The 13,219-nt window shown below is 51.4% G+C and carries 14 protein-coding genes and 1 pseudogene; 4 read left to right on the forward strand and 11 right to left on the reverse strand.

Annotated elements, in window-relative coordinates:
- Positions 1–6: 6 nt before the first annotated feature.
- The 5 genes and pseudogenes from FPL14_RS30920 to FPL14_RS03675 all read right to left on the reverse strand — a co-directional run bounded on the left by FPL14_RS30920 (position 7) and on the right by FPL14_RS03675 (position 3,974).
- Positions 7–522: a hypothetical protein gene (locus FPL14_RS30920; protein ID WP_456064439.1), complete on the reverse strand. Its 516-nt coding sequence runs from the start codon at positions 520–522 to the stop codon at positions 7–9.
- A gap of 39 nt (positions 523–561) precedes the next feature.
- Positions 562–1,715, reverse strand: a pseudogene (gene bshC / locus FPL14_RS30685) (bacillithiol biosynthesis cysteine-adding enzyme BshC); the annotation flags it as partial.
- A 197-nt stretch (positions 1,716–1,912) separates the two neighbouring features.
- A complete protein-coding gene (locus tag FPL14_RS03665) occupies positions 1,913–2,302 on the reverse strand; it encodes a DUF3397 domain-containing protein (RefSeq protein ID WP_182301749.1) in 390 nt (129 codons plus the stop codon).
- Between the two features lie 19 nt (positions 2,303–2,321).
- Positions 2,322–3,239, reverse strand: coding sequence for a ketopantoate reductase family protein (locus tag FPL14_RS03670; protein ID WP_182301750.1), 918 nt, complete (start codon positions 3,237–3,239; stop codon positions 2,322–2,324).
- A gap of 90 nt (positions 3,240–3,329) precedes the next feature.
- Positions 3,330–3,974, reverse strand: coding sequence for an RsfA family transcriptional regulator (locus FPL14_RS03675; RefSeq protein ID WP_182301751.1), 645 nt, complete (start codon positions 3,972–3,974; stop codon positions 3,330–3,332).
- Positions 3,975–4,330: 356 nt separating this feature from the next.
- On the opposite strand from FPL14_RS03675, the gene FPL14_RS03680 reads away from it, so the two are divergent.
- A complete protein-coding gene (locus FPL14_RS03680; protein ID WP_115990744.1) occupies positions 4,331–4,567 on the forward strand; it encodes a DUF2626 family protein in 237 nt (78 codons plus the stop codon).
- 132 nt (positions 4,568–4,699) lie between these two features.
- Here FPL14_RS03680 and FPL14_RS03685 read toward each other — a convergent pair whose 3' ends face one another.
- Positions 4,700–5,875: a class I SAM-dependent methyltransferase gene (locus FPL14_RS03685; RefSeq protein WP_182301752.1), complete on the reverse strand. Its 1,176-nt coding sequence runs from the start codon at positions 5,873–5,875 to the stop codon at positions 4,700–4,702.
- 121 nt (positions 5,876–5,996) lie between these two features.
- Between FPL14_RS03685 and FPL14_RS03690 the strand changes: the two genes are divergently transcribed.
- Positions 5,997–7,082 (forward strand): coiled-coil domain-containing protein, encoded by a 1,086-nt coding sequence (locus tag FPL14_RS03690; RefSeq protein ID WP_182301753.1) that lies wholly within the window; start codon positions 5,997–5,999, stop codon positions 7,080–7,082.
- Between the two features lie 25 nt (positions 7,083–7,107).
- Here the strand turns inward: FPL14_RS03690 and FPL14_RS03695 are convergent, their stop codons facing one another.
- Positions 7,108–8,400 (reverse strand): ABC transporter substrate-binding protein, encoded by a 1,293-nt coding sequence (locus FPL14_RS03695; protein WP_182301754.1) that lies wholly within the window; start codon positions 8,398–8,400, stop codon positions 7,108–7,110.
- A 136-nt stretch (positions 8,401–8,536) separates the two neighbouring features.
- Between FPL14_RS03695 and FPL14_RS03700 the strand changes: the two genes are divergently transcribed.
- Positions 8,537–9,040: a hypothetical protein gene (locus FPL14_RS03700; protein WP_182301755.1), complete on the forward strand. Its 504-nt coding sequence runs from the start codon at positions 8,537–8,539 to the stop codon at positions 9,038–9,040.
- On the opposite strand, the gene FPL14_RS03705 is transcribed toward FPL14_RS03700, so the two are convergent.
- Positions 9,035–10,366: a PhoH family protein gene (locus FPL14_RS03705; protein ID WP_182301756.1), complete on the reverse strand. Its 1,332-nt coding sequence runs from the start codon at positions 10,364–10,366 to the stop codon at positions 9,035–9,037. The genes FPL14_RS03700 and FPL14_RS03705 overlap by 6 nt on opposite strands.
- A 206-nt stretch (positions 10,367–10,572) precedes the next feature.
- On the opposite strand from FPL14_RS03705, the gene FPL14_RS03710 reads away from it, so the two are divergent.
- A complete protein-coding gene (locus tag FPL14_RS03710) occupies positions 10,573–11,232 on the forward strand; it encodes a YhcN/YlaJ family sporulation lipoprotein (protein WP_324617866.1) in 660 nt (219 codons plus the stop codon).
- A 159-nt stretch (positions 11,233–11,391) separates the two neighbouring features.
- Here the strand turns inward: FPL14_RS03710 and FPL14_RS03715 are convergent, their stop codons facing one another.
- From FPL14_RS03715 to FPL14_RS03725, 3 genes are all read right to left on the reverse strand, one after another.
- Positions 11,392–12,507 carry an LCP family protein gene (locus tag FPL14_RS03715; protein WP_182301757.1) on the reverse strand — a complete coding sequence of 372 codons (1,116 nt, stop codon included), beginning with the start codon at positions 12,505–12,507 and terminating at the stop codon, positions 11,392–11,394.
- Entirely contained in the window at positions 12,504–12,692 is a 189-nt protein-coding gene (locus tag FPL14_RS03720; RefSeq protein WP_182301758.1) for a hypothetical protein, read from the reverse strand. The genes FPL14_RS03715 and FPL14_RS03720 overlap by 4 nt, the downstream gene beginning before the upstream one ends.
- Positions 12,693–12,844: 152 nt before the next feature.
- The gene (locus FPL14_RS03725; RefSeq protein ID WP_182301759.1) at positions 12,845–13,162 is read right to left on the reverse strand and encodes a YlaH-like family protein; all 318 of its coding nucleotides are present in this window, start codon (positions 13,160–13,162) and stop codon (positions 12,845–12,847) included.
- Positions 13,163–13,219 lie beyond the last annotated feature (57 nt).

Below are 13,219 nucleotides of genomic sequence, written 5' to 3' on the forward strand. Positions count from 1 at the left end.
GTTCTATTAATTAGTTAAGCCTTCCACCAGACGTTGCCCGCCGATCGCTTCGTAAGGCACGTCATTCCACATTGCTAGCCATTCGGAACCGTAACGATTCCAGAAATGTATGGTTCCATAGACTCTCTCCTGGGGCTTATCCAAAGGAGACAGCGAGAGCTGAATCCGATCCCACTGTCGGAGAGACGTTTCATGCTGCTTGGCGATCGCGTCGATGGACCGCGATTCCAAATATTTCATTTGCTCTATGATTTTATCCCGGTTGGTTGCCGCCAATGAGGCAAGACCGGGTTGAACCGCCGATACGGTGTTCATGATCGGGGCGTACAATTCAAGGAATTGTTGCTTAACCCGATCGAATTGTTGTTCTAGCTTCCATTCGTCTTGCTTGGACAGCCAATCCGATTTGCGTTGAGCCCATTCCGTCAACGCTTCCTCGACGGACAACGAGTATTTGTCCAATAGTTTAGCCACATTCGGCTCGAGATAAGTAAATGATTGCCGGGGAACCAATATCGGCATAGACAACCCAAACTCTCGGAACGCCGGGCCGAGAATGCCCCAATAGGCAAGCTCGGATGGCCCCAACACCGCCGCGAGCACCGGAAGCGCGTAGTCCTGCATGAGCGGACGCGTCAACGCGTTCGTGCTTAACCGATCCGGATATCCGTCCGTTAATTCCAGCATTTCTTCTCTATTAAAGGATACATTGCCCTTGCGGTCAATAAAACAACCGTCTTCCTTGTGAAGCAGCAATCTCCCCTGCTCGTGATGGAGGAACAAGTTCGCGCTGCCGGGCGTCGTCTCTGCCTGCAGCTTGAATCCGCGGGCTAGCACCTGCCGTTCGCCTGCTTCAGTGCAGCCTCGAGCTCGTCGTTGCGAAGAATGAGATCCCGGAACATCGGGCCTTCCAATGCTCGCAAGTTCGGATCGTCCGCGTCCAAGAGCACCAGGCCCTGACTGCCGAACCAATCCGCCAGTAACCTGGCAAAAGCGAGACTTAACGTCGGGGCATCCGTTACGTGGCTTTGCAAACGTTCCAGCACGCCTTGCTTGAATTCGGTGTCCGGCAATTGCGCCGCCAATTCTTGCAATGCCGTCTGCCACTGCTGCGCGGTTAACGAAGTTCTGCTAACGGCTAGACGAGGACCTTCCGGACGTTCGATCCTAACCCGCCTGATTCCGCCTTCCGTGGATTGAATGTTCACGTGGTTAGCTTCGTCGTAATCGTGATCCTCTCCCGCGATCCAGAAGAGAGGAATAACAGGCCTGCCTAATTTTTTTTCCGCTTCCCGAGCGGTTTGGATAACCGACAAAGCTTTGTAAAAGATGAGCAACGCTCCGCCGAACAGCCCGGCTTGTTGTCCGCCGACGACGACCAAGCTATTCGGTTGTTCGAGCTTCTCCAAAGATTTCTCGGCTTCCGGAAAGTAGGGAAGCTTCTTCTGATACTTCCTAAGCGCTTCGGCTACTTGAGCAATGCTTGCTCTCGTATTCGTCGTACCGTCTAACCGAGAGGCTCTCTTCGTCCAACTGTCGTCTTGGGAAGGATGCAAGCCGAACAATTCGCCGACTGCCGGATCTCCCGACCGATACCGTTCCGCCAATGAGGAACCGCCGCGTTCCGTTAAGGATGAAATATTCAAAGGGAAGATTCCCCCGTTCTGTCGTTGTGCTATCAGATTGATTGTACACAAGAGCAGATAGCGCGTCAAAAAAAATCGCGCATAGAAGGGCTTCCCTATGATTAACTCATTCGATCAAGTATACGCCTGTCGAATTCCTATTGTTCGGGCTTAATAAGAAGAGGAAGCAGCTATCGTTGCCTGCTGTAGCAATCGTTTGCGACAATCGAAAGCCATGCGGAGTGGATTAATGCGGGAGGAATAAACTCGTTTGCGCTAAATAAGGGCTAACTAAAATAAAGAATTAGACTAAGCGGCATTAATAGAACGTACAGCAATGCCAATCCGAAAAAAGAAAGCCGCCAAACGGCCCTTACGAGCTTTTTCGTATCTACTTTTCCTCTTAAACGATTTTGCGCGTTGCCGATCAATCCGCCGCAGACGAGCATGACGAGGATCAGGAAAAACAAGCCGAATTCGGTTTTTAGCAGACGATTGATTAACATGGCCACGCATCCTATCAGAAATGCGCCCGTTACGTCCATGGCGAGCTGCATCGATCTCTTCCGGTCCCCGCCGCGAAAGGAGGAGACGTAATAAACGAGAAGAAACGGAATAATGGGCACGGTGGCCAAAAAAGCGTATGACTGAACCAGCGCGGACCAGATTGAACTCAAGGGCTGCCTCTCCTCTCACCTAATGGATAGCTTTAACAAGGGCCGTCACGGCCGTGTTCCATGGCGCTTCCTTGCCTTGTTCGGCCGCCATCCGGCAGATCGCTCCATTAATAAAATCGACTTCCGTCGGTTTACGGGCGATTACATCCTGCAGCATGGAGGATTCGTTAAGACGGGTCGCGGAGCAAACCCGTACCACGGCATCCCACGACGCAGGCTCGTCCTTTAACCCGTAAGCGCTAAGAATATCGAACGTTTCGCGAAATAGAGATTTCATCACGTTCATGCGAAACGTCGTTTCGATAAGTTCGCCGTTGCGAATGCGCAGGATCGCCGTTAGCGGATTAATGACGGCATTCACAAGCAATTTACGTAAAATGGCATCTTCCAACTGTTTCGACAAAAAGACGGAAAATCCTGCCTGTTTCAACATTCGTTCGATGAACGTTAACAGGCGTTTGTCTACTTGCTCCTCTTCGCCTATTCTAATTTCCCCGCTTCCCGTATGGCGAACGGTCGTCTCGTCGACTCTTAGCGCTCCTTCCGTCGTTATCGCCGTAACGAGTTGCCTATCGGGCAAAGCTTCCTTCAGAAGCTCGCGATGCCCGATTCCGTTCTGGAAGAGAACCACGGCTCCGCCGACCGGAATGACCCCCGATAACTTCCGCAGCATCTCCGCGGTGAGCGCCGTCTGCTTAACCGCAAGGAAAACTACCCCCGTCTCCGATAGCCGCGCTTTTTCGAATGCGGAAGCCCTTATGGCGATCCGGCTAACGATTGCTCCGGTTTGATCTTCAAGCGTTAGCCCCTTGGCATTCAATAGATCGGCTTGTCCGCGGGTTCTCGTCCATATCGCGCAATCGCATCCCGAAGCCCTTAGTTTGCCTCCTAACAACAATCCTAGAGAACCCCCGCCGAGCACTGCTACTTTGTCCATCTTCCCGCCATTCCTTCTCTCGTTTTTTATAACCATACCAAAGCAAAACCCGCGAGGATAGTCCCCGCGGGTTTTTGATCTCGTTCAAACCTATTCGATTCTCTCGAGGTTCCCGTTAGCATCCATCTTGAACCTTGCTCGATCCTCGTCTACTTCTTCCGTTAGAAACGCGAGGCGGCGAGCGCGGTCCATAATGCGAATAAGCGCTTTATAATCGTCGTTGACGACGCGATAATCCGTTTGCACTTCGTTAACCTCTTTGGACAACCGTTCGTTCATTTCGCGGAATTCGTTCAAGCGATCGTCTTTGTCCTTCAACTCTTTCTCCAGTTGGCGGATTTGCCGGCTCATCTCTTGAACGGTCCCTTTCCATTGGCGCAAATATCGAATAATTGCTTCCAACGACATCGATTCCGCGGATAACAACTCCGATTTCGCGCCTTCGCCTTCTTCGACGACGAGACGCTCCGTGCCGGAAATGGTGGAAATCCCTTGTTTTTTGAGATAATTCCGTTTCTGGCGTTGTTGCTTGGCCATCCCGATGGCCTCGTCGTATCTCTTGCGGACGCAACTATTCCAACGAAAACCGCAAGCGGCAGAAGTCCGGGCGATTCGCTGCCCCACTTCTTCGAATGCGGATAATTGGGTGCTACCCTCGCGGATGTGGCGTAAAGTGACCTCCGCCAGTATCAAATCATCATCCGGACTCCATGCGTCTTGTCTCACAGCCGTCATGGGTGCCCTTCCCTCCTTAAGAATCGCGTATATTTTGCTGCTTTCTTCATTTCTATGCCCGTAGTAGAATTCATAGAATCTATCGGATACTTCTATTTATATCCATTTTTCGTTTCGCTATACCTCTGCCCGTAAATCGGTATGCCGAATAAACGGAAAATACATAGTTACGCGAATATCGGGAACATTAGCGTATGAAGCAAAGGCTACGACAAAGTCAAGTTTTCGGCACCGTTCAAAAGATGCTTAAGTAAAAAGTTTGCCGATTCGTCACGACTTGTTTGTTTACACTCTTTAGTCCAACCGTTATAATATGCTTTAGAAATCGTCTTGTGTGTATGAGAGGGGAATATACGATGGCACGAATGTTTAGGGTGCTTGGCTTCTGGACACTGGTAATTGCCCTAATGGCGTTTGCAGGCGACATGTACGAATTCGCGTTGCTGTTCTTCATGCAAACCGCTGTTTTCTTCTTGCTCGGGTATTTGAATTTCACCGAACGGACGTATCTTATGATGTTCTGGGGATACATGGTACTGGCTTTCCTCGGGTTCACCTATTGGACCGTGTTCGAGATGGGCATCCCGGTATAACCAGCATATCGAACGTTACATACGCCTAACTAGAAGCGATAACGAAGCACGCAAAAGGCTGCCTAAGACGTCCGCAAAGACGTCAGGCAGCCTTTCTCGTTCTCCGATTCCGCTTAGCGATCATTTTAAAGTTCATTCCGTCTTAAGAAACAACTGCACCTTAAACAATTCGCTCATGCCGTCCGAGAGAAGCAATTGGCGAATAGCCCGGTTGCGCCGGACGACGGGGTGGAACGGGTCCATGAACGTATGCGCGCTAAGTTTACTCATAATCCCGGACTCTATCAGGAACCGTTTTTGCGTTCCGTACCATTGCTCTTTCCATCCTTGCCGCTCTACGACTTGGCGAACGTGGCTGAAATTGACGTGCGAAGTCAAATCCTGCTCGCCCGGCACTTCATACGGATTATTATGGGCTTTGTGATTGCGATAGCAGAGCAACGTGCCGTCCATCCTATGCGGCGCTAGCAATTCCTCCGTCTCGTCTCCGTAATCGACGAATAACAGCATTCCCCTGCCCAACCGTCCCGCTAGTTTTTCCGCCCAATCCGCGGCATCTAAATTCACTTCGATCGATTGATTTTCTAGCAACTCGAGCCCCGTACGTTGAACCCATGTCTCCAACCTCTGATCAACCGGTTCCATCAAGCAAGCGGTCAAGCCCTTATTCTCTACACAAGCAACTCCCCATTCCCATAGGCACCCGTTTCTCCGAACGAGACGATAGGTCGGAAAAGCATCAAGTAGCTCGTTCGCCACGATGAAGATCGGACGCTCGCCCGATAACAGGCTTTCGCCTTCGTCGCTTCCGACGACGCGCGCCTTGCCCGCTATTATATAATCCGCCAGTTGCTCCCGGGCTACCCGCTGATGCCCGGGATTATCCTCCACTAGCGTTATGCGAAAATCAGTTTTTCGTTCCGATTGTCCGGCCGTTCCGTTCCGGGTTTCCCATTCGTCCAGCATCTGTCGGCTTAAGCGACCCGTGCCTCCGCCCCAATCCATAATCTCGAAAGCCCGATCGCGAGCAAACCACTCGCTGGCCATTCGGGATATTTCCGATGCCAATTGCTCCCCCATTAGCTCCCCTATATAGGCGCTCGTATAGAAATCGCCCTCCCGGCCTACTCTAGCGGCAGTTGAACGATAATATCCAAATTCGTGATGATACAGACATTGCTTCATATACTGGTGGAAGGGGATCGCGGACAACTCTTCTCCGTTGTCCAACTTGCCGCTTCGAATACTTTCCTTAATCGCATCTCTTATGATAGCCGTCAGCGGGGTTTCCGAAAAAACGTCAGCCAATGCGCACACACCTTTCCCGTGCCTTGTAGTCATATTATAATAACATAGGATTATAAGTTACTCCGTTCGTTCGCCATATGCGCAATCGATAGGATCTCGCAACAAGAAAGGAGGAACCTCGATGCGTCGTTGGCTCTTGTCCATACTAGCGGCTTCGACCTTGCTTCTCTATATGTCCCGGTCCGGGGCTCTGTTGCCCGTATATGCGGAACCGCTTCCGGAAGAAACCAGAAAACTTCTGGAGAAAAGCTTATCCGTCGTCGAGATCGACAGGGAAATCGAACGTATCTCCGGGCTTAAAAGCACGACCCAAACGGATATCGAAACGAGCGAACGTCAACTAGCCGAGCAGGAAATCGCGATTGCCGTGCAAAGGGAAAAAGCGGGAAGGGTGCTGCGTTCCTACTACATGGGCTACAAAGATTTCTGGTTATCCGCGTTGTTGAACGCGAACTCCCTTCCCCAGCTTATTAAAGTATGGGATACGATGGATCTTATCGTTCAATCCGATCAAGATACGATGAACGGTTACGCTTCCGAGTACCAACTCTTAAAAAAGGGCTATAGCAAGCTCCAACAAGACAAAGCCGACCTAGTAGCGGTAGAATCGCAGCTCGTCGCCCAACGCGAGAGGATCATCGCCCTGCAGAACGAATTGGACAAAGCGTTGGCTGCTAGCGGGGACGAGCAAATGCTTCTCCGATTAATGGAAGAGCTGCAAGCCTATTGGAAAAACGTCGGGTTATACGAGGTCAAACAGCATTTCAAAGCGCTAGCCAACGCCATGAAAAATTTGCCCGAGTTCGTCAAAGAAACGCCCGGAATCATTCAATCTAGCGGATTAAAAACGAAGCTGACGATTTCGGATGACCAATTGAATGAATTTCTGCGGAAAGAAGACAGCCGTTTCGACGATTTCGCCTTCACTTTCGAGGACGGACGCTTAACGATGGAAGGAGACAACGGGAACATCCAGGTCAAAATTCAAGGCCGGTATACCGTTGAAGACGAACCGGAGAACGCGATCCGATTCCATGTCGATACGTTGATATTTAACGGATTAGAGCTTCCCGATACGACTAGGGCGGATCTGGAACGGGAATTCGACCTCGGCTTCTATCCTCAGAAGCTGATCAAATACGTAAAAGCCAAAAGCGTCGAAATGGAAAACGGGGAATTAATCGTGCAGCTCACCATTGGCGGTTAGGCGCGAATCGACGGGTTATTCCCTGTCATTCTTTCGAGGACCATTCCTCTTTCCATTCGTCTAGAGTTAGGTTTCCTAGCGCGAATCTCGTCCATAGATCGCGCATCTGCTCCAAGCGGACGGACGTCTCCGGCCCCGTATAGAGCGGGGGTTGATTGGGGAAACTCTGTCCCGATCTTCCCGGAATCAAATTGGATAGCTTCCTGTCGCTATCATATAGGGAACGATAGACCGGAAGCTTGCCCTCTTGCTCTATGATCCGCAGCTGCGTTTGATCTCTCGTCATCTCGGAGATCCACGTATACGCAGCCTCTTCCGCTTTCGTGTTCGAAGAGATGACATAGCTATTGCCTCGCGGCCATACGAATGGCAGCTTCCATGAATAATGATCGACCACGAGCTTAGGCTGAGGGGCGGACCGCGGCTGATCAACCAGAGCGGCGGCTTCCGAGTACGGAATGACCGCCGCGAGCACGGTCCCTTCTTTCAGCGCGCGAGCAGCTTCGACCGTCGATCCGATAAGCTGAAGGCTCGCTCTGTTCTGATCGAGCAACGACAGAGCTTGCTCGAATAAAGTGCCGTTCCAAGGCTCGCTATCCTCGTCCCATATCCCGTCGCTTCTCTGGGAAGCGACGTTCTCAAGCCAGGCCATAAGCGCCAGCGGATCCTCCCGGTCAATCGCCAGCCAAGAAAACAACCCTTCCAACAAAGCGCTCTTCTCCGTAAGCGCGGTCCATTGTTCAATCGTAAGCGGAAGCGCAATATCTTCTCCAAGCCATTCGTGCAGCATATCCTGATTCCACACGAGCACGAACGGATCCATATCCCGGGGTACGCCCCACAAATAACCGTTCCATTTCAACGGAGCGGCGAGCGCATCGAATTGTTCGGCTAACGCTTTGCCGGCGAAAGCGGCGTCCGCGGGCAGCAGATAACCCGACGAGGCGAATTCGATTACCCATTCGTTGGATATAAGCATAATGTCCGCCGCTTGTTCCAACTGGGACGAAGTTTTATAAGTCGAATAAGCTTGCTTCGGATTTATTCTTTGCAATTCAATGAGAATATCCGGGTGATCCCGCATGAATTCCTCGTTCTGGGCAACCAGGTCTTGATACTCTTGCTCTCCCATGGCGACCTCTACGGTCAATTCGGCGATCTCTTGGGTCATCACGGGCTCCGCGGAAGCAGCCGCTTCCATCTCCTCCGGAACGATCGCCACGGAGTTCATCGGAGAAGGAGCATCGGCCCACGGAGATAAGATGAGGATCATCATGCACAGCAATAAGAACACTAAGGCCGATTTACTACGTGCCACAGCCTTCACCTTTTCCATTATTTCGTTAATCGCTTATTTTTTATGATAACAGGACGCGGCTCGCCTGTCTGCACTTTTTGGAAAGCGCTTTATCGGCTATGATAGTAAAAAAGCGTGTTGGAGGCTGGAGACTGAAATGGGCTTCAAGAAAATGATTGGTTTGGATATGCAGCTGCCGGCCGGCAAGCTGCCGGGATATTACGCTCAAATCGTAAAAGGGATAGCCGAACGCGCGCCGCTAACGGATCGATATAAGGAATTGCTTATATTCAACGATCTTCCCGCCGTCATCGAATTGCTCGACCATTATAAAGTCGTAGCCGAACGGTGCGAACTGCTTTGGTTGCCTACGGATGGAGTAGCGCCGGGAGAATTGTATGAAGACTATGCGATCGTTACCCGCAACGATAATATTTTCGTCGACTTGGCTCTGACCGCTCTGTTTGCCTTGGACGCGGCAAAGCCGGATGCGGAACCCGCCCCGGCCTTGCTGCAGTTGGAGGAACATTTGATTGGCGAAATCAGGAATGAAGAGCAAACGATCTACATGATGGATCGACAGTTGACCTTATTGGCGGATCGAATCGCGACGGCGTATAAATGCGAAATCGTTTGGCTGGATCTTGAACGGTTACTATAACCTTTCGGTCGCAAGCTGCGCTAGTCGCGATCGTTCGCCCTTCTCCAACGTAACGTGGCCGCTGATTCCTTCTTCCTTAAAGCGTTCGACTAAATACGTAAGGCCGTTGCTTTGAGAGTCGAGATAAGGGTGATCGATTTGTTCGGGGTCGCCAAGCAGTACGATTTTGCTGTTCTCCCCGACGCGGGACACGATCGTTTTGACTTCGTGTTTGCTTAAATTTTGCGCTTCGTCGATGATAATGAACTGTCCCGGGATCGATCGGCCGCGAATGTAAGTGAGCGCCTCGACTTGGATGCTTCCCATCCCCATCAAAATTTTATCGAGATCGCCGGCTTTCTTCGTATCGAACAAAAACTCCAGATTATCGTAAATCGGCTGCATCCACGGACGCAGCTTCTCTTCCTTCTCCCCTGGCAAATATCCGATATCCTTGCCCATAGGCACGACGGGACGGGCGATCAACAGCTTTTTGAAGCGATGTTCGTCCTCTACCTTCATTAACCCCGCGGCTAGCGTAATCAACGTTTTGCCCGTCCCCGCTCTTCCGGTTAACGTGACGAGCGGAATATCGTCGTTAAGCAATAATTCCAATGCCATTCGTTGCTGCGCGTTGCGAGCCGTAATGCCCCATACGGGATCGTTGCTCATATGCAAAGGTTCCAAGCGGTTCCCGTCCGGAGTTACCTTCAGAAGCGCCGACTTGGACGTTCCTAGCTCATCCCGCAAAATAACGAATTCGTTCGGGTGCAATGTCACTTTGATCCCGAGTTGGTTGACGCCTAGGAATCGAGTGGAATAAAACTCGTCTATGACCGAAGGATGCACGTGCAACGTCATGTGCCCCGAGTATTGATCGGATATCGACACCGTTTGGTCCGACAAATAATCTTGGGCAATAATGCCGAGCACATCCGCCTTTACCCTGACCAGCACATCTTTGCTGACAATGATGACCGGACGAGGATCGGCGCTTTCTTGCTCCTCCAGATGATAATTCAAGGCCACCGCGAGAATCCGATTGTCGTTGGTCATTTCCCCGAACAGCTCCTGAACCCTCACGAAGCGACGATGATTCATTTCCACCTTCAGCAAACCGCCGCTAGGAAGCGTTACTCCGTTATGCAGCTGTCCCAATGTTCTCATGCTATCCAACTCTCGAGAGATGTTACGCGCATTGCGCCCGATCTCGTCGGCGAGCCTTTTCTTGGAATCGATCTCCTCCAGCACGACCGATGGAATAATCACTTCATTATCCTCGAAAGCAAACAAGGAGAGCGGATCATGCAGGAGTACGTTCGTATCAAGCACATAGATTTTACGCATGGGTGTTCCCTCCCGGTTCGTCAATTTGGCTAAACATGTCACTTCGGAATAAAGATTTCTCCAATGCAGTCTTTACATAGTGAGCGAATGACAGGGAACAATATGACCAGCGAATGCTTTCTCCTGCGATAGCCGATTCCAAAACGAAGCGAGATCAGCGATATCGGCTACTACGGGCATCCCTCCAAACTAGGGTGGTGAATAAGTTGAAACAGTATAATTTAATCGCTTGCGCAGCCTCGTTGCTGGTGATGTTAACCATGGCAATGGGCTCCGCAGGCTGCGGTAACCGGCAAGCAATGCCTAACCCGGCAGACAATCGCTTGCAAGCCCAAGCTTACCAAAGAAAGGCTATCGACAACCCTAACAATGTTGCCGCCCATCTAGAGTCGTTAGCTCGCGGCGTACAAGGCGTTAAAGATGCCACCTGCGTCGTATTCGGCAAGTATGCCATCGTCGGCATCAACGTCGACGAGAAGATGGAACGCACTCGGGTCGGCACGATCAAGTACGCGGTAGCCGAAGCCTTCCGGAAAGACCCATACGGAATCGATGCTCTTGTAACGGCGGACATCGACTTGGCTCAGCGGGTTCGCGAAGTAAGGGCCGACGTGAATAACGGTCGTCCGTTTGCCGGCTTCGCGGAAGAGCTTGCCGACATCATGGGCCGCCTCATTCCGCAAATCCCGAGAAACATCATCCCGCCGAAAGCACCGGAAAACATGGGAACCAGCTCCTTGGATAGCTCAAAAAATGACAAAAAGCCCAGTGGAAAACCACTGGGCTTTGCTCATGGCAACAACAACTCGATGGTTCTCGCGAGCTCTCGAGTTATTAGTCATTTGAAGTTCCGTAATCGCGGATAGTCGGATGCCATCGATCGTGGCACCTTGATCTAACGATTTGATTGGGGTCATGCCGAGTTCTGTAAGAGAGAGTTTGGGTATCGTCATCCGCAGCCCCCCTTAGTGGAATTCTGGCTTCATTATATCACATGAATATCCGGTTTCCAACGGACAAATAGGTCACTCCGACGCCGGAGCTGAACTAGTCGGTACGGCTACGGGAGCCGGCCGGCCGTCCGGAAGCAGTTCTTCGGCAAGCGCCTTTTTCGCCTCTAGCAGCTTATCCTCGTCCAAATACACGTACGGGCTCTTCCATTCGCCCGTCAGCGGAATGAAGCGGATATCGGAACGATTGATTCCGAAGTAAGTTTTAATGATGTTTTCGATCTGCGAAGCCGGGATATCCGTTCTCATGTTATCGCCGACGGCGTCCATGATATTGCCGACTTTCGTTACGCTGCTGAACGATTTCAAACGGTCGGCGATCGCGCCAAGCACTTGGCTTTGCCGTTCATTGCGTTCGAAATCGCTGGAAGCCGCCGTACCGCGATTCGATTTGCGGTAACGAACGAATCCGAGCGCCTGCTCTCCGTCGAGCTCTTGCTCGCCCTTCTTCAGGTCGATATTCGTATCGTCTACCGTATCGACGTAACGCATATCCTTGTCGACCGTGACATTAACCCCGCCGAGCGCGTCCACGACGTCAACGAATCCTTGGAAGTCGATCACGGCGGTGTAATCGATCGGCAAGTCGAAAAATTGGGACAGCATCTCGCGAGTTTCATCCCTGGCGTAAGCCGACACTTGATCGCCCTCGAGCTTCTCTTTGTTGCGCCCGCTCATGAAAAAGGCGGCATAATAAGCGTTTGCTTTATGCTTCTTATAGCCTTCCAAGTTCAAATCGGTATCTCTGGGGATGGAAACGACGGTAGCTGTTTTCGTGATCGGATTAAAGGCGGCCACCATCATGACGTCCGTGTTCATGCTGCCCGTCTTCGTTCGCGTATCCAATCCGAGCAAGACGAGCGAGATCGGTTTAACCTGCGCGCGCTCTTTTTCCGGCACGGTCACGCTGCCTTTTCCGTCATCCGGCTTCGCGATTTTGGCCAAGTTGCCTTTCCATTTATCGAAGAACAGATAAGCTGCCCAGCTGCCCAAGACGAGAATGATCACTCCTAGCAGAATCAACACGATTCTGCCCCAACGGATTTTTTTGCCGGGCGGTTTCGGGTTATAGGCTTGTTTAGCCGAGGCTCGACTTTTCGATCGCGATGGCAACGGTGTATCTTGACTCAAACCAGTTCCTCCTCATCCTCTGTTCCGGGCTCTTCATCCGCGTCGTCCGAATGTCCGAACATGTCGCGATTCAATTGCTCCACGGCTTCCCGATCAAACCATACGGTACGAGTGGAACCGTCTGTCTTGGCATATGTAACGTATACTTTTCCGGCCTCGATCGAGCTGACGTCAAACGACGCCAATTCGTGATCTTCCGACAAAATTTGCGCAAAAAGAGAAGAGTCTCCTTTGCCGCCCCGTCATCGGGACGCGCGGAGGAAACCCACTTCATCTGCAGCCAGTAGAACAACGCATCCATTAGAGACACGGACGTTTCCCCTCTCCCAAGGAAAAGCTATTGCGGATCGGCTGAATTCACTTGCCGTGAATCGCCGTTCTTGTTATTGCGGTATGCTTTGCGCTTGTCGTAGAACTGGCGCATCCGCAGCAAAGCCATCATCGCGACCGCAACGGCCATGCATTGGATGATCGGCAGCTTATCGAGCTGCAACAGCAACAGGACCAAGCAACCGATCGCAAGAACGACGTGAACGAGAATCTCCTTCAGAATCGGAAGCTTTCCCGCCCTGAATACGGCATTGAAAATATAGATCGTGCAGGCGACAATGAACAGATAAGAAATAACCGGGTGATCGTGAAACCACGTCTGCATTGAAATCCCCCCTTAGCGATACTACGCGTTACGACCGATACTCTCTTCGATCGAAGT

It is taken from the genome of Cohnella cholangitidis (genome assembly GCF_014107495.1).
In the GTDB taxonomy this organism is placed as follows: Bacteria; Bacillota; Bacilli; order Paenibacillales; family Paenibacillaceae; genus Cohnella; species Cohnella cholangitidis.

Excerpts from the sequence above, each read along its gene's own strand:
- FPL14_RS03675 (WP_182301751.1), bottom strand. The coding sequence starts at position 3,974 with ATGACGGCTGTGAGACAAGACGCATGGAGTCCGGATGATGATTTGATA.
- FPL14_RS03690 (WP_182301753.1), top strand. The coding sequence starts at position 5,997 with ATGCGTCGTTGGCTCTTGTCCATACTAGCGGCTTCGACCTTGCTTCTC.
- FPL14_RS03705 (WP_182301756.1), bottom strand. The coding sequence starts at position 10,366 with ATGCGTAAAATCTATGTGCTTGATACGAACGTACTCCTGCATGATCCG.
- FPL14_RS03670 (WP_182301750.1), bottom strand. The coding sequence starts at position 3,239 with ATGGACAAAGTAGCAGTGCTCGGCGGGGGTTCTCTAGGATTGTTGTTA.
- FPL14_RS03725 (WP_182301759.1), bottom strand. The coding sequence starts at position 13,162 with ATGCAGACGTGGTTTCACGATCACCCGGTTATTTCTTATCTGTTCATT.
- FPL14_RS30920 (WP_456064439.1), bottom strand. The coding sequence starts at position 522 with ATGCCGATATTGGTTCCCCGGCAATCATTTACTTATCTCGAGCCGAAT.
- FPL14_RS03700 (WP_182301755.1), top strand. The coding sequence starts at position 8,537 with ATGGGCTTCAAGAAAATGATTGGTTTGGATATGCAGCTGCCGGCCGGC.
- FPL14_RS03680 (WP_115990744.1), top strand. The coding sequence starts at position 4,331 with ATGGCACGAATGTTTAGGGTGCTTGGCTTCTGGACACTGGTAATTGCC.